Below are 14,706 nucleotides of genomic sequence, written 5' to 3'. Positions count from 1 at the left end.
CCGTGGTGCTGACCAAGAAAGCGCCCCTGGGCGGCGCGTACAGGACCTTGTGGACCGCCTCCACGATTTCCACCCTCGGTGACGGCATGCGGTTCACCGCACTTCCCCTTCTCTCCGCGGTGTTGTTGAAGGACGCCTTCGCGGTGAGTCTGGTGTCGGCGGCGGCGACACTGCCCTGGCTTGTCCTCAGCCTTCCAGCCGGCGCGCTTGCCGACCGCTGGGACCGGAACCGTCTGATGGTGACAGCCGACCTGCTGCGCGCGTGTGCGCTCGGCGCTGCCGTGCTTCTGCTGACCAACGACCGACTCGGCCTCGGGGCTCTGCTCGCCATCGCTCTCCTGCTCGGTGCTGGGGAGGTGCTCTTCGACTGCGCATCCTTCGCGGTGTTGCCGCAACTGGTCGACGCCGAACAATTGCCCAAGGCCAACGGCCGACTGTTCACTGCCCAGACAGTCAGCCGAGACATGGCAGGTCACGTCCTGGGAAGTTGGCTCTTCACGGTCGGCCAGGCTCTCCCGTTCCTCCTCAACGCCTGTTCCTTCGTGCTGTCCGCCGCCTTCCTCAGCAGGCTCCCACGTGGCCCCCAGCCGTCCGCTTCCTCCTCACGCCGGCTACTCAAGGAGATCACCGAAGGCATCTCCTACATCTGGAGCGACCGGCTGGTCCGCGCTCTGACCCTTGTCGCGGGCCTCATCAACGCGGTGTACCTCGGACAGGTCGCCATCTTCGTCCTGCTGGTGACACAAGTGCTGCACCTGCCGGCCTCCGCCTACGGCATTCTGATCTCGGTCTCTGCGCTCGGAGGTGTCCTCGGCGGCGCGCTGGCAGACCTGATCACCCGACGGCTCGGCACGGCACGTTCTCTGATGGCGGCGCTCATCGTCGTGGCGCTGTCCGGTCCGGCGACGGCCGCCACCACGATCCCGCTAGTCGTCGGTGTCGCCTACTTCGCCACCGGCTTCTCGATCATGGTGTGGAACGTGGTCGCGGTTTCGCTACGCCAGGAGCTCGTACCGGCCCGACTCCTGGGCCGTTCCATCGGCGCCTACCGGTTGTTCGCTTGGGGGACCATGCCCGTCGGGGCCGCCCTCTACGGAGCGATGGCCGATGCCTGGGGCCCCCGCACCGCGTTCGCGGCGGGCAGCCTGTTGACCCTTGCCGCTCTGGGCCTCGTCGGCCCCGCCCTGCTGAACTCCGTACGTTCCAAGTCGAGTTCGGCGAGCTGAAGACTTTCTCTCCTTTCGTACGCGCTTCTTGGCGCCTTCTGGACCCCGGACTTCTCGACCACAGATACGGAGTGTCGTGATCCCTGTAGAAGCCCGTTCCGGGCTCGCCGACATCGAGGTATTCCGCGCCGCCTCGGACGTGCGCCACCACATCACCGCGACCATCGCGGGCGAGCGGCACGCCATCTCACCCGTCTCCGGCGGCTTCGTCGTTCTGCGGCCGCGCGGCTTCAAGGAGGACATGACCTCCGCCCTCGGCCCTCTCGGCTGGGGACGGCCCGTGGCCTTCGTGGACGACTCGTGGGGTCTCGCGCGGTTCTCCGCCGCGGCGACCGATTCGGAACTGCACGTACCGCAGTCCTCCCCGTCCACTGTCTCCTTCGTGGTCCCCGAGCGCTTCCGCACCCGCCGTATCGCGGCCATGGAGCCCAGGTTGCAACGCCGATGTCCCCCGTCGAAAAGCCGACACCAGACCGTGTACGCCGTCGGCACCGGACCGTCGGCCGCGACGGATCCTCAGCGCGTGTTGCGGGCCCTCGGCCCCGTCGACGACGCGATCATGTCGGACTGGACGTACGAGAACACGTTCAAGGACGTTCTGCCGGGCACCGGCGTGACCCCGCACGTTCTGCCGTACCAGTTCGACGACTTCGAGGCGAACATCCAGCAAGTGGACCGCACCCTGCGGAACCTGGCCTCGGACGGTGTCGACCGCGTCGGACTCCTCATCGAGGGCAACCCCGACACCTATGACGTCCTGGACGGCCTCTCCGTGGCCGGGCGCGATGTGCAAGTGACACCCGGCATACCGATCGGACTGCTCGCGGCAGCGCAGAACGCGGAGCTGTTCCACGACGATCCACTGTCGCATTCCTTCGCCTACATCTCCGGACTGCACGACCGTCACGGCCTGCCCTCCGAACAGTTCCTGGGCGAGTTGACCTGCTATCTGTCGGCTGGCATCAGCTGCGTCCTCGTCGAGATGTACAAGGGCGACATCGAACTCGCCCTTCGGGCCATGGCACTGAGCAGTGGCAAACACGTGGCGGTGCTGATGAACGACTACTTTTCTCCTGCCGAGAGCACGGTCATGGTCCATGACCCGCGTGCGGCGGGGACCGCACGTGTGGTCTCCGCCGCACGCGGAGGCCTGTCGACCATGCTGATCACTGGCGAGGAGCCACGATGATTCCCACACCGGACACGCAGCCAGTCGCGGTCCTTTTCGACGCCGCTGACACCCTCATAGAACTCTCTCCGGCCATACCCGAGCTGCTGTCGGCCACGTGGCTGGGCACCGACGGAGCCCCGTCTGCGGCAGCCGTGCGCGAGGCTCTGTGGCAGATCGGCACCGAAGGTGGCTGGCCGGACGACGAGTCCGACCCCGTTGCCCGGGTCGAGACCTGGACGCGGTTCTGCCGAGAGGCTCTTGTGCGCGGCGGTGGCGCCGACTCCGCACCAGCCGCGCGGCGGGCCGCCCAACACATCCTGGCTCCTGAGAACTACCGTTGCTTTCCCGATGTGCCCCACTGCCTGGAGCGGTTGCGCGCCAACGGACACCAGCTCGGCCTGGTCTCCAACTTCGACCCCTGGCTGCACGACATCCTGAGCTCCACCGGTCTCGCACCGTGGTTCGACACCATCGTGGTCAGCAGCGAGGTCGGCCAGGAAAAGCCTGCTCCCGCCATCTTCGCCCTGGCCTGTGAACGCCTCGGACGGCTGCCGTCCGACTGCCTGTTCGTCGGCGACTCCGTCGCCGTAGACGTAGAAGGAGCCTCGGGCGCAGGCCTGCACCCCGTGCTCCTGGACCGGTACGGACGATTCCCCGACTTCCCGGGGACGCAACTGGCCATGCTCGACTTCCTGCCGACACTGGCCGCCCAATTCAAGGAAGGCAACCCGACATGGTGACTGCCGACAGCACTGTCGACATCGACACGTCCGCAGTGGCCGCGAAGGTCACTCGCAGGCTAGGGCTTCAGGCCCTGGGTCTGGCCGGCGAAGGGGTGGACTTCGTCGTGTACCACGTCGGTTCCAAGACGCTGGGTGACCTCGCCCTGCGCATTCCACGACACCGCCGCTACATCGCCCCGTACGGCCAGGTCGACGCGGCGGACCTGGTGCGCCAGGAGCACGAGATCGCTGGCCGGCTCGCCCAGCACGGACTGCCCGTCTCGGCACCGGTCGACCTCGTCACCTGTGAGGACGGTCTGCTGGTTTCCCTCGCCAGATACGTCCCCTCTGACGGGAGGCCCGTACCCGGACAGGACATCGGCGCTTTCCTGGCTCGATTGCATCAGGTGGAGCCCTGGCCAGTGCGGCTCGCCTACCAGGCCCCAGGAGACTTCGGCGAGTTCCTGGTCAGCCGCGTCCACGACCGCCATAAGGCACTGAGCCGGCACGCCCCCGACTTGCCGGAGCTTCCGGACGGCGCGGTGTTGCGCGATGTCATGGACCACGAGGACTCCGCCGCACGCCTGCTCCACCTGGACATCCGACGGCAGAACCTGCTCGGCACCGGGGGCCGTCTGGCAGCAGTGGTCGACTGGTCCAACGCTCTGATGGGCCCCCCGCTCATGGAACTGGCCAGAGTCTGCGAATACGCGCTGCTGCCCGACAACGGACTCAACGCCGAAGCCGTACTCGAGGGTTACATGGCGACTGACGGGCAGCAGCTCGACACCTGGTCTGCCGCGGCGCTGCTCAACAGGCTGGACACCGCTCTCATGCTGGCGCTGGTCTTCCACTCGGTGGCACCCGACCCGGCCCGCGCCAGGGACCTGACCCATCGCAGCCGACATCTGCTGAAACGGCTGAACGCAGCGCTCTGAACCGGGGAGGGTACGCATCGTCCGAGGGCTTCTGTGTTGTTCGTACCAGCCCAAGCAGGCGTCGAAGTCGCCGTGGGTGTGTAGTGCACGGAGTTTCAGGAGGGCTCCGGCGCGGCCAGGGGCCCCGGGCAAAGGCCCGCTGTTCAGCCAGAACAACCAGCAATGCGCCAACGTCCTGATCCTGATCTCCCTTCCCGCCACAGGCGTTGGCCGTTCCATCAGCGGGCCACCTCCAGCAGGCGACCGATGTACCGGCCGGCGCCGCTCGGACGCCATCCGCTCTCTGCGGCCCGGTGCCTGGGTCACGGTGGCTGGCAACCGGGCTCCGGACGCCGGCCGACAGGTGACCGTGGACCTGGACGGGGTTGTGGTCGTCGTGCACTCGGGCAAGCAGGACACGGCTCCGACCTGGAAGAAGTCCTACGGTCATCACCCGCTCATGGGGTTCGTCGACCACGGTCCGGGAGGGACCGGCGAACCCGTCGCCGCCCTGCTGAGACCCAGGAACGCGGGCTCGAACACGGCCGTCGACCACATCACAGCCGCCCGCCTTGCCCTCGCTCAACTGCCCAGGAAGTACCGGCAAGGACGGCGGACGCTGATCCGCTGTGATTCTGCGGGCGGCACACCCGCCAGCCGACGCGGCCCCAGTTCCAAGCAGCCCTGGCCGCCCTCCGGCCGAACGACATCCTGATGTCGACGCTCACGCAATTCCCCACTTCCGACGGCCTGAGCGTCACGTAATTCCCCACCCTCGCGGTCACGACTCCCCATGGGGACGGTGAACGTGAGCGGTGCTGGTGTCGTTCTCGGCCTTGTGTCGTCGTGGCTGGGGCGTACAGCACCGTGGACGGCCGGGGGGAGGCTACCCGCAATACCTTCCGGCCCGGACGTGCTGCAGCTTGTGGGTGAAGCGGTGCATGTGGGGGTCGAGCAGTTCGTCCGACTCCTCGAGCACCTGCTCGTCGGTCAGCCACCGGATCGCGTTGAACTCCTCCTGGTCGTAGGAGGTGATGGTGTCAGCGTCGGCGGTGAGGAGGTACCAGAGCGAGACGTCAGTGTGTGAGCCCTGCCCCCGCGTTTCGGTGACGGTGAGGAAGAGGGGGAGCTCGCCGGTGATCGGCGATGCCGTGGCGTGGATGCCCAGCTCCTCACGACATTCGCGGACCACCGCGGCCCACGGGTCCTCACCCGGCTCGACGTGTCCGCCGGCCGGCAGCCACAGGCCCGCCTTGCGGTGCGCGACGAGCAACAGCTGACCGCGTGTGTCGTCGAGGACGACGAAGTAGCTCACCAAGTGCATCGCGGGAACATCCGGCTTGTGCACCCGGTAGACCGGGGCTCCGCTGGCGATCCACTGCGCGGCGGTCTTCAGGTGGGTGCGCTCCAGGCTGTCCCAGGGTTCGATGGCGCCGACCAGCTCCAGAAGGCGGGCACGCGGCTGATCGTCATTGTCGGTGAGCGGGTGGCCAGTTGAGGTCATCCGCGTATCCTGCCAGGAGGCACTGACAGGCGACGTCGATGACGGATCAATTTCCCCAGCTTGGGCGGTTTTGGCGTCATATAATTAATCATCCTGAATTCTCCGCATTGTCCACGGGTAGCGCGAAGGTCGGGATCGAGGGACCTGGTCGTCGCGGAGCTGCTCATGCCCCTCGTCCCTTGGTTCGGATGGCCGATGGGCAGCCCGGATGGCGAGGAGAACGTTCGTCGTGGTCGACATCACCGAGATCTACGTCCACTGGTACGCGGGCCGCTCGAAGAGCGAGCTGGCCGCGTCGCTGGGGGTGGACCGCAAGACGGTCAGGAAGTACTTGGCCCCGGCGGAGGCGTCCGGGATCAGCCCGGGCGGGCCGCCAATGAGCGAGGCCGACTGGTCGAAGCTGATCAAGGAGTGGTTCCCCGGGCTCATCGACCGAAGGCTCAGGCAGGTGACCTGGCCGGAGATCGACCAGCACCGCGACTAAATCCAGAGCCTGCTCGGGACGGTGACCGTCTCGACGATCCATCAGCGGCTTCGTGATGAGCGCAAGCTGCAGGTGTCGATCTTCTCGTTCCGTCGTTGGATTCATGCGACGCTGCCGGATGAGGTGGCGAAGTCGCAGGTCACCGTGTTGCGTGAGAGCGAGCCCGGCTCGGAGGCCAAGATCGACTACGGCTTCCTCGGGCAGTGGATCGATCCGCGGTCCGGGAAGCGCCATCGGGTCTGGGCGTTCGTGATGGTGCTGCCGTGCTCGCGGCACATGTTCGTCCGGCCGGTGCCGCACCTGGACCAGCACGCGTGGACGGAAGCGCACGTCGCGGCCTTCCGCTACTTCGGCGGTGTCCCTCGTCGGCTCGTTCCGGACAACCTGAAGACCGGGGTCGACAGGCCCGACCTCTATGACCCGAAGATCAACAAGGCATATGCCGAACTGGCCACTCACTACGGCGCGTTGGTCGATCCGGCCCGGGCGGCGAAGCCGAAGGACAAGCCGCGGGTCGAGCGGCCGATGCCCTATGTCCGCGACTCGTTCTGGCGGGGACGGGAGTTCACCTCGATCGAGCACATGCAGGCCGAGGCAGTGACCTGGAGTCAGCAGGTCGCCGGGCGGCGAAAGTGCCGGCCGCTGGGCGGGGCCGCCCCGATGACCGTGTTCGAAGCACTGGAGGCGGCCGAACTGCTGCCTCTGCCGCCGACTCCGTTCGTGCTCGCCCGCTGGTCGACGGCCACGGTCGGACCGGACATCCACATCAAGGCCGGCCGCACCCTCTACTCGGTGCCGTGGAAGCTGATCGGCCGCAAGGTTGACGTCCGCTCCACCTCCACCATTGTCGGTGGGCTCTGCCAGGGTGTGCGTCGTGGACGAACTGGTGGAGCGTGTCGACGATCAAGATCGTGTGCTGGGGGTGGTGGTCAGCCGCCGTCAGGCCATCCGGGAAGGGTGGCTGCACCGGGTCGCCGTGACAGTGTGTCGTGATGAGCGCGGTCGGGTCCTCGTTCACCGACGGTCGGAGCAGCTGTTGCGCTTCCCCGGGCTCCACGAAGTCGTGGTCGGTGGCGCCGTGGATGTCGGTGAGTCCTATGAACAGGCCGCTGCGCGGGAGCTGGCCGAAGAGCTGGGGATTCGTGTACTGCCGCGCTTGCTGTTCACGTTCATCAACCGCAGCGGTTTGAGTCCTCACTGGCTCGGCGTGCACGAAGCCCTGGTGCCTGACACCGTGGCCGCCGATCCCGATGAGGTCGCCTGGCATGGCTGGCTAACCGAGCCGGAGCTGCGGTCGGCCCTGATCGAGTGGCGCTTCACGCCCGACAGCCACGAAGCCTTCAGCCGGTATCTCGCGTTCCGGACCACACAGTCCTGACCTGGGTCTGTGTAGCGAACGGCTCTGTCCCGTAATCGGTGGTAGCGCTGTGTAGTGATCACTGGAGGAGGATGCGGTGGCGGAGCAGGGGGAATCCGGCTCGGCCGTACATCTGTCTCATGATCCGTTTGGTTCGGGTGTTGACGCCCTCGGTGCGGCCGTTGTGGTACGGGCGGGTGAGGCCGGCGTCGACGGCGGCGCGGTCGAGTTCGAGGCCGTTGGCGAAGGAGTGCAGGTGGGGCAGGTCGACGGCGCGAACCGTGGTGATCCAGTCGGTGAGTTTGGCGTCGTTGCCCTCCGCTGGGGTCAGTAGCTGAGTGAATTCACCGGTGAGGCGGGCGAGTTCGGTCATCTCAGGGCAGGCTGCGGCGAGTTCCCGCAGGAGTGCGGTGTCCTTGGCGCACAGGTTTTCGGGGCGGGTGAGCAGGAGGCGGGCGAAGCGCTGCGGGGTGGTGACCGGCTTCTCGCCCTCGGCGCGGCCTTGGGTGATGTATCGGACCAGGAGGTTGGCGCTGCCGGTGTAGCCCAGTTCCTTGATCTCGCGCAGGAGGTGGGTGACGGGCACGGCGGGGTCTTCGCTTCGGCGCCGGCGCAGGTGGTCGCGGTAGGGGTCGACGAGTGTGGGCTTGTAGCGGGGTGCGCGGCGCTCTGCGGTGGGCTCCTTGATGCGGGCGTACCGTTTGACGGTGTTGAGGGCGACGTCGAGGCGGCGGGCGCATTCGAGCAGGCCGACGCCCTGGTCGAGCAGGTGGTGGACCTGCTGCCAGCGTTCGCGGGTGGTCTGCTCGTGTACGCCCCCGGGTCGGGCGGGTTCACGGCGGTGGCCCAGCAGGCGGCGTGGGAGCGGACTTCGGCCAGGACCTTGCCGCACAGGTTGGACCAGAGGTGCCACCTGTCGCTGACCTGCACCGCGTCAGGGAGAGCCTGGCGGATCGCTTCGGCGTAGGTGGCGGAGCCGTCGCGGCAGACGTACTGGGCCCCGGCGTGCTCGCGCAGCCACGTGGTCAGGGTCTGGGCGGTGCGGTCGGGCAGGACGTCGATCCGCTCGCCGGTCTCGGCGTCGATGATCACGGTGGCGTAGCGGTGCCGGCGTTTGAGGGCGAAGTCGTCGACGCCGATCACGCGCGGGACGCGCAGCGGTGGCACTGCCTGGCGCATGAGCATGCGCAGGGCGGTCGAGCGTGAGATCGCGCAGGCCACAACGCGGCAGAGGCGGGATCCCGCCCGGCCCGCTAACTCCTTGACCACGGAACCGAGTTGGCCTGCCAGGCGGTTGGTGCGGCGCTGGTAGCGCTCCACGACGCCGGGAACCTGCTCGCGGAACGTCTGCCGTGGGCAGCCGAGCACCGGGCACACAAGGCGGCGGACCCGCACCGAGACGACGACCCGCCGTCCGTCCACCGGCACGTCCGCGATCACCCGCCCATGAAACCCGTGCATCCGCGCTGTCCGCGTCCCGCACGCGGGGCACGGCACCGGAGCGTCCCGGGTCCGCGCCGACACCCGGATGACCTCGCCCTCGTCCGTCACGCCCTCGACGACCAGGGCCGACAGTCCCGAAAACACCACGCCCACAAGCTCGTTGACATCGCGCACACCAGCCCAACGACAACCATCACGCTTCGTTACCACCGATTACGGGACAGAGCCGTTCGCTACACAGACCCCATCAAGGCGCTGTCGGACGTCGTCTTCCGCATCGTGGGCTGGGTGATGCGGCTCGCGCCCCTGGGCACCTTCGGCGCCCTGGCCACCGTGGTCGCCACCTACGGCGCCGAGAGCCGCAAACAGCTCGGCTACCTCATCATCCTGTTCACCGCGACCTGCATCGTCTACGTCCTGGTCGTCCTCGGCGCCATCATGCGGGCCTGCCGCCTGAGCCTGTTCGGCCTCATCCGCTTCCTCAAGGCCGAACTGCTCGTCGCCCTCAACACTTGTTCCAGCGAGGCCGTCCTGCCCCAGCTGGTACGCAAACTGGAGATCCTCGGCATCGGCCGGCCCGTGGTCGGCATCGTCATCCCCTCCGGGTTCTCCTTCAACCTGGACGGCTCCGCGGTCTACCTCACGATGGCCTCCCTCTTCCTGGCCCAGGCCATGGGCATCGACCTGTCCTGGCAGCAACAGTTGGCCATGGTCGGCGTCATGATGCTCACCAGCAAGGGCACCGCCGGGATCGCGGGCGGTGCCTTCATCGTCCTCGCCAGCACCGTCACCGCGGTCGGCCACATCCCGCTCGCCGCCCTCTCCCTCATCGTCGGCATCGACCGCATCCTCAACGAGGGCCGCGTCTTCATCAACGTCCTCGGCAACGCCGTCGCCACCATCGCGATCGGCAAGTGGGAGAACGACTTCGACACCGAACAGGCCCGCAAGGTCCTGCACTCCCGCACCATCACGCCGCCGCAGGACGAGCTGGACACCACCAAGGTCGGCGCCGACAAGTAGCCGGGCCCGTCGTCGAGTGCAGTCACCCTCGACGGCGTATGCGGCACCCACCGGCGGCATCCTCCAGGCCGCCGTGCACCAGGACAGCTGAGGAACCCTTCCCGAGAGCACGCCCAGCGTCTCCTACTCGATGACCATCCGGCTCGAAGCCCCGCGGCAGGCAACGCGGTCTTTCGACGGACAGCCACGATGGAGGCGCTGGGCGGTTCAGTCACCGCACCCGGACGTCGTCTCCGGGGCCCCGGCGGGTGCCGGAAGCCACCTCGCCCGCACCCGTTCGGAAGCCGCCCCTCGGCCTCGGCGGCGTTGAGGACCCGTGCGAGGTGCCACCCACCGACATGTCAGAAGGGGGAAGCCAGTGTGGGCGCGTCCAGGGCCGGCCTCGGATGCCGCGACGCCGAAGCGATACCGGATCCGCTGGGTGGGACCACTCCACCAGGCAGAGACCGCCGATCCATGGATAAGCCGTCCTCTCCCGCCCCTGCGCGGGCGTCTTTACGGTCGGGGCTGCGGGCGCTCACCGGCCCGCCGTACCGAAGGAGCAGGACCCCCATGAAGATGACCGGCAACACGATCCTGATCACCGGCGGCACCTCGGGCATCGGCCTCGGTCTGGCCCTGCGTCTGCACGAGGCCGGCAACAAGGTGATCGTCGCCGGGCGGCGCAAGGAACTCCTCGACGAGATCACGGCCGAGCACCCGGGCGTCGAATCGCTCGTCCTCGATGTCGCGGACCCCGACTCGATCGCCCGGGCCCGTGAGACCGTGGCGGCGAGCCACCCGGGGCTGAACGTCCTGGTCAACAACGCCGGCATCATGCTGCGGGAGAACCTCCTCGACCCGGCCGGACTGCAGGTCGCCGAGGATCACGTCGCGACCAATCTGCTCGGCACGATCCGGATGACGTACGCCTTCCTGCCGCTGCTGGTGGGCAAGGACGACGCGGTCGTCTTGAACGTCACCTCGGCGCTGGCGTTCGTCCCGTATCAGACCACCCCGACCTACAGTGCGACCAAGGCAGCGCTGCACTCATTCTCCGAGAGCCTGCGCATCCAGCTCGCCGGTGCTGACGTCGGCGTCCAGGTGATCGAGGTGGTCCCGCCGGGCGTGCGAACGACCCTGCTGGGCCAGCAGGACAGCGACCAATCCATGCCGTTGGACGACTTCCTCACCGAGACCCTCGACCTGCTGCGGGAGAAGCCCGACGCGAAGGAGCTGGTCGTCGAGCGCGCCAGGTTCATCCGGGACGCGCAGGCCAACGGCTCCTACGACGACGTCCTCGCCATGATCAGCGGCAGCTGACCGACCTGTTGTTCCCGACGGGAAGCAACAGCAGGCGAGCGCCGTCACACGACGAACCTCGTCCTATCGGCCAGGCCGGGCGACGAGGCCCGGGGCCTGTCCAAAGCGTCAGGAGTCCTCGACGGAGACCGTCGCCGCAGGCCGGCCGCCTTCCGACGGCCTGCGGCGTACCGCCGACAGCCGGCGAATTTCCCAGCGGGTCACGCAGGGGCAGGTGATCACCGGTCGTCTCACCGCGAGCGCCATCGCGCCGGCCGTACGAACGGCTTCGCGCGGACAGAAGAGGAGTGGCTCAGCCATGGATCGGCGGTCTCTGGATAGCCGGGCGGGGTACGGCGAGGATGGGGCCATGGACAAGAAGGAACTGGCGGAATTCCTGCGGCACCGGCGTGAGGCGCTGCGCCCCCGCGACGTCGGGCTGGTCGAGGGGGCGCGTCGCCGTACGCAGGGGCTGCGCCGCGAGGAGGTCGCGCAGCTCGCCGGTATGTCCACCGACTACTACGCCCGGCTGGAACAGCAGCGTGCTCCGCAGCCCTCCGTCCAGATCACCGCGGCTCTCGCCCGGGCATTGCGGCTGACCCTGGACGAACGCGACCACCTCTTCGTCCTCATCGGCCACAACGCCCCGGCCCGCTTCCACCGCTCCGAACATGTCAGCCCGACCCTGATGCGGGTCCTGGACCGTCTGGACGACTCCCCGGCCCTGGTGCAGACCGACCTGCTCGACACCCTCGCGATGAACCCGTTGGCCGTCGCGCTGCTCGGCGACCACACCCGCCACACCGGTCTGGCCAGTAGCGGCTACTACCGCTGGTTCATGGACCCGGCCGAGCGTCTGGTATATCCCGAGGAGGTCCACGAACACCACGGCCGTGCCCATGCAGCGCGCCTGCGGGCCGCGCTGACAGCCGGCAGCGACACCCCCCGAGCTGCCCGGATCCTCGCCGAACTCCAGGAACACAGCAACGAGTTCGTCCGCATGTGGGAACTTCAGGAAGTCGCCCAAAGCTACGACGACTGCAAGACCATCCTCCATCCAGAACTCGGCCGCATCGACGTTGACGCCCAGCTCCTGTTCACCGAGAACCGCGCCCAGACTCTGGTGGTGCTGACCACTCGTCCCGGCACGGAGAGCCACAGCAAGCTCGAACTGCTCTCCGTCATAGGGCACCAGCAGCTCGCCCCCTGACGTCCTGGACCGGGTACTGGGCCGGGCTCCGCGCTCAGGCCGCCCATTTGACCGGACGCTGCCTCCGTTTTACTCTCGAACATGTACGGAGGCAGCATCCGTTTTGATGCGGCCTGCAGGATCACGGCAGGCAGGAGGGCGCATGAGCGCCGGTGAACAGCGGGGACGCAAGCCCCGCGCGGACGTCCAGCGCAACCGCGCTGCCCTCCTGGAGACCGCGCAGCGTCACTTTCTGCAGCACGGGGTCGGTACCTCCCTCGAGGCGGTGGCCAAGGAGGCGGGCGTCGGGCCCGGCACCCTGTACCGGCACTTCCCCACCCGGGAGGCACTGCTGGCGGCCGTGCTGCAGACGCGCTCCGAGGAGCTGGTGGCCCGCCAGGCGGAGATCGAGCAACTCGGTGACCCGGCCGAGGCGCTGGAGCAGTGGCTGCGGGCGATGGAGGACTACTTCAGCGCCTTCAGTGGGCTGCCCGACCCGCTCATGGCCGCAGCCAGGGCGCAGGAACCGGACAACCCGCTCACCATTCCCTGCGACATCCTCATCTCCGCCACCGATCAATACGTGCGAGCCGCGCAGCTTGCGGGGCGCGTGCGCGCGTCGGTGCGGGGGAACGACCTGTTCCTCGCGGCCTGTTCCGTTGCCTGGATCAAGGGCACCGGTACCGAGGAGGAGTCGCTCGACCGGCTCCGCATGCTCATCGCGAGCGGCTACCGCCAGCAGGACACCCAGGCGTAAATCGCCGGGCACTGCTCTCCGCCCCCCGCCGCAACGCCAGGCGGCACCACCACCCATCCATCACATCGTGCTGCCCCAGGGGCGGCACAACCTCCTAAGGAACAAATCATGAAAATTACTGTCATAGGCGCTGGCGCCATCGGCGGGAACCTCGCTGCCAAGCTCAGCACGGCTGGTCACGACGTCCAGGTGGCCGACGCCCGCGGCCCCGAGGCCGTCCGGGCGGAGGTGCTGGAGTCCGGGGCCCGCGCGGCGGACCTCTCCGAGGCCGCCGTCCAGGGCCGGGACGTCATCGTCCTGTCGATCCCGTTCGGGGTGGCGGGCCAGCTGGCGGACCTGTTCGCGTCGGTGCCCGACCAGACGGTGGTCATCGACACCTCGAACTACTACCCCGGCATGCTCAGCGAGCCGATCGAGGCGGTGGACAAGGGCCAGGTGGAGAGCGTGTACACCGCCGAGCTGCTCGGCCGCCCCGTGGTCAAGGCGTGGAACGCCGCGCTGGCCGAAACCCAGCGGACCAAGGGCGTCCCGGCAGGAACGCCCGGCCGCCTCGCCATTCCCGTCGCCGGTGACTCCGAGGAGGCGCGGAAGGTGGCCATGAGCCTGGTGGACGACACCGGCTTCGACCCCTACGACGCCGGCACGCTGGCCGACTCCTGGCGCCAGCAGCCGAACAGCCCCGCCTACTGCACCGCACTGACCCTCGACGAGCTGCCGGCGGCCTTGGCCGCGGCCGACCGCGTCAAGGACGCGGCCATCCGCGACAGCCTCCCGGAACGCTTCGCCGCCCTCCCGGCCACCCCCACCGTCGACGACGTCGTCGAGATGAACCGCGCCGCCCACCGCTGAGACACCCGACGCGGCACTCGTGCACGCAACGGACACGAGCGGCAGCGCCGGCACGCCACGAACGAAGACGAACACGAAGGGCGCACAGTCCCCCGCGCTGCAGACCGCAGCTTCGGCACGCCGCTGCCTGCGGGCATCCGCAAGCCTGCCGGCACCCGCAGGGTGCGTCCGCAGCCGCGGCGGCCTCCGCGCAGAGCAGCAGGGCAGATGACTGCGCGCCACGGAGAGGAACCGCCTTGCCCGGCACCGCATCACCCTTCACCGACATCGCACGCTCCCGCCGCTCCCCCCGGCAGTTCCTGCCCACAGCCCTGTCGCCTTCGGACATCCGCGGTGGGCGATGTCACGTTGTTGGGTGTGTAAGCGTCTGACGGTGCGTCGGGGCGCGGTGGGCTTGCGGTCCAGGCCTATGTTCAGGCCGGAGTGGGCCGGCCGGCAGCACCAGTGATCTGGCTCCAGATCACGAAGCGGACGGTCATCTCTGCTCACTATTCGTGGGCGGTCATCAGATGGCGGCGGGGCCGGAAGTGGGGCGAGATACCGCTGAACGCGGAGAGAAACTGCTGGGCTCCACCGGTACTGCGGAAGCCCTTCATCGCGCGTTCACGCTGCCGGGTGGGCTGATGGCTGTTCTCGACCCGGTTGTTCAGGCCCTTATGGGAACGGTGCTCGACCGAGGGCATGACCCCGCGGTGGGCGGCGCCGTAGGAGCGGAGCTTGTCCGTGACGACCACCCTCGGCACCGCGCTCGTCTTCTTCATCAGACGGCGCAGGAAGCGCCGG

Annotated in this window: 14 protein-coding genes and 3 pseudogenes; 13 read left to right on the top strand and 4 right to left on the bottom strand. The window is 68.2% G+C overall.

Going from position 1 to position 14,706, the window contains the following annotated elements:
* The first annotated feature begins 2 nt into the window (after positions 1 to 2).
* The 5 genes and pseudogenes from ACFU5F_RS31760 to ACFU5F_RS31740 all read left to right on the top strand — a co-directional run.
* A complete protein-coding gene (locus tag ACFU5F_RS31760; protein WP_383894696.1) occupies positions 3 to 1,226 on the top strand; it encodes an MFS transporter in 1,224 nt (407 codons plus the stop codon).
* A gap of 76 nt (positions 1,227 to 1,302) precedes the next feature.
* Positions 1,303 to 2,415 (top strand): hypothetical protein, encoded by a 1,113-nt coding sequence (locus ACFU5F_RS31755; RefSeq protein WP_383894693.1) that lies wholly within the window; start codon positions 1,303 to 1,305, stop codon positions 2,413 to 2,415.
* On the top strand, positions 2,412 to 3,137 hold the full coding sequence (locus tag ACFU5F_RS31750) for an HAD family hydrolase (protein WP_383894691.1): 726 nt from the start codon (positions 2,412 to 2,414) through the stop codon (positions 3,135 to 3,137). The genes ACFU5F_RS31755 and ACFU5F_RS31750 overlap by 4 nt, the downstream gene beginning before the upstream one ends.
* Positions 3,131 to 4,057 (top strand): phosphotransferase family protein, encoded by a 927-nt coding sequence (locus tag ACFU5F_RS31745; RefSeq protein WP_383894688.1) that lies wholly within the window; start codon positions 3,131 to 3,133, stop codon positions 4,055 to 4,057. Before ACFU5F_RS31750 ends, ACFU5F_RS31745 begins: the two co-directional genes overlap by 7 nt.
* A gap of 250 nt (positions 4,058 to 4,307) precedes the next feature.
* Positions 4,308 to 4,685 (top strand): annotated as a pseudogene (locus ACFU5F_RS31740) (transposase); the annotation flags it as partial.
* Positions 4,686 to 4,922: 237 nt separating this feature from the next.
* On the opposite strand, the gene ACFU5F_RS31735 reads toward ACFU5F_RS31740, so the two are convergent.
* Positions 4,923 to 5,540 (bottom strand): NUDIX hydrolase, encoded by a 618-nt coding sequence (locus tag ACFU5F_RS31735; RefSeq protein ID WP_383894686.1) that lies wholly within the window; start codon positions 5,538 to 5,540, stop codon positions 4,923 to 4,925.
* A gap of 229 nt (positions 5,541 to 5,769) precedes the next feature.
* Here ACFU5F_RS31735 and ACFU5F_RS31730 point away from each other — a divergent pair, with 229 nt between their 5' ends.
* Genes ACFU5F_RS31730 through ACFU5F_RS31720 form a run of 3 tightly spaced genes read left to right on the top strand, consistent with a single transcriptional unit; the run spans position 5,770 to position 7,402 of the window.
* Positions 5,770 to 6,024 (top strand): hypothetical protein, encoded by a 255-nt coding sequence (locus ACFU5F_RS31730; RefSeq protein ID WP_383894683.1) that lies wholly within the window; start codon positions 5,770 to 5,772, stop codon positions 6,022 to 6,024.
* Between the two features lie 21 nt (positions 6,025 to 6,045).
* Positions 6,046 to 7,017, top strand: a complete 972-nt coding sequence (gene istA, locus ACFU5F_RS31725) for an IS21 family transposase (RefSeq protein WP_383894680.1) — start codon at positions 6,046 to 6,048, stop codon at positions 7,015 to 7,017.
* Positions 6,911 to 7,402 (top strand): NUDIX domain-containing protein, encoded by a 492-nt coding sequence (locus ACFU5F_RS31720; RefSeq protein ID WP_383894775.1) that lies wholly within the window; start codon positions 6,911 to 6,913, stop codon positions 7,400 to 7,402. The genes istA and ACFU5F_RS31720 overlap by 107 nt, the downstream gene beginning before the upstream one ends.
* 58 nt (positions 7,403 to 7,460) lie before the next feature.
* Here the strand turns inward: ACFU5F_RS31720 and ACFU5F_RS31715 are convergent.
* Positions 7,461 to 8,968: pseudogene (locus ACFU5F_RS31715) on the bottom strand (ISL3 family transposase).
* Positions 8,969 to 8,989: 21 nt separating this feature from the next.
* Here ACFU5F_RS31715 and ACFU5F_RS31710 point away from each other — a divergent pair.
* Positions 8,990 to 9,847, top strand: coding sequence for a cation:dicarboxylate symporter family transporter (locus ACFU5F_RS31710; protein ID WP_383894772.1), 858 nt, complete (start codon positions 8,990 to 8,992; stop codon positions 9,845 to 9,847).
* A gap of 552 nt (positions 9,848 to 10,399) precedes the next feature.
* Entirely contained in the window at positions 10,400 to 11,149 is a 750-nt protein-coding gene (locus ACFU5F_RS31705; protein ID WP_358954340.1) for an SDR family NAD(P)-dependent oxidoreductase, read from the top strand.
* Positions 11,150 to 11,257: 108 nt separating this feature from the next.
* Here ACFU5F_RS31705 and ACFU5F_RS31700 read toward each other — a convergent pair whose 3' ends face one another.
* Positions 11,258 to 11,449, bottom strand: coding sequence for a hypothetical protein (locus tag ACFU5F_RS31700; RefSeq protein WP_358954339.1), 192 nt, complete (start codon positions 11,447 to 11,449; stop codon positions 11,258 to 11,260).
* 49 nt (positions 11,450 to 11,498) lie between these two features.
* On the opposite strand from ACFU5F_RS31700, the gene ACFU5F_RS31695 reads away from it, so the two are divergent.
* The 3 genes from ACFU5F_RS31695 to ACFU5F_RS31685 all read left to right on the top strand — a co-directional run bounded on the left by ACFU5F_RS31695 (position 11,499) and on the right by ACFU5F_RS31685 (position 13,923).
* Positions 11,499 to 12,338, top strand: coding sequence for a helix-turn-helix transcriptional regulator (locus ACFU5F_RS31695; protein ID WP_383894677.1), 840 nt, complete (start codon positions 11,499 to 11,501; stop codon positions 12,336 to 12,338).
* A gap of 142 nt (positions 12,339 to 12,480) precedes the next feature.
* The gene (locus tag ACFU5F_RS31690; RefSeq protein ID WP_358954337.1) at positions 12,481 to 13,074 is read left to right on the top strand and encodes a helix-turn-helix domain-containing protein; all 594 of its coding nucleotides are present in this window, start codon (positions 12,481 to 12,483) and stop codon (positions 13,072 to 13,074) included.
* Between the two features lie 108 nt (positions 13,075 to 13,182).
* Positions 13,183 to 13,923: an NADPH-dependent F420 reductase gene (locus ACFU5F_RS31685; protein WP_383894673.1), complete on the top strand. Its 741-nt coding sequence runs from the start codon at positions 13,183 to 13,185 to the stop codon at positions 13,921 to 13,923.
* Positions 13,924 to 14,441: 518 nt separating this feature from the next.
* Here the strand turns inward: ACFU5F_RS31685 and ACFU5F_RS31680 are convergent.
* A pseudogene (locus tag ACFU5F_RS31680) lies at positions 14,442 to 14,706 on the bottom strand (DDE-type integrase/transposase/recombinase); the annotation flags it as partial.

The sequence above is a fragment of the Streptomyces sp. NPDC057438 genome, assembly GCF_042802995.1.
Lineage (GTDB): Bacteria > Actinomycetota > Actinomycetes > Streptomycetales > Streptomycetaceae > Streptomyces.
This window is presented reverse-complemented; position numbering and strand designations above follow the sequence as displayed.

Bases quoted from the DNA above. Each gene is read 5' to 3' on its own strand.
- ACFU5F_RS31750 (WP_383894691.1), top strand. From the start codon at position 2,412: ATGATTCCCACACCGGACACGCAGCCAGTCGCGGTCCTTTTCGACGCC.
- ACFU5F_RS31745 (WP_383894688.1), top strand. From the start codon at position 3,131: ATGGTGACTGCCGACAGCACTGTCGACATCGACACGTCCGCAGTGGCC.
- ACFU5F_RS31735 (WP_383894686.1), bottom strand. From the start codon at position 5,540: ATGACCTCAACTGGCCACCCGCTCACCGACAATGACGATCAGCCGCGT.
- ACFU5F_RS31705 (WP_358954340.1), top strand. From the start codon at position 10,400: ATGAAGATGACCGGCAACACGATCCTGATCACCGGCGGCACCTCGGGC.
- ACFU5F_RS31700 (WP_358954339.1), bottom strand. From the start codon at position 11,449: ATGGCTGAGCCACTCCTCTTCTGTCCGCGCGAAGCCGTTCGTACGGCC.
- ACFU5F_RS31695 (WP_383894677.1), top strand. From the start codon at position 11,499: ATGGACAAGAAGGAACTGGCGGAATTCCTGCGGCACCGGCGTGAGGCG.
- ACFU5F_RS31690 (WP_358954337.1), top strand. From the start codon at position 12,481: ATGAGCGCCGGTGAACAGCGGGGACGCAAGCCCCGCGCGGACGTCCAG.
- ACFU5F_RS31685 (WP_383894673.1), top strand. From the start codon at position 13,183: ATGAAAATTACTGTCATAGGCGCTGGCGCCATCGGCGGGAACCTCGCT.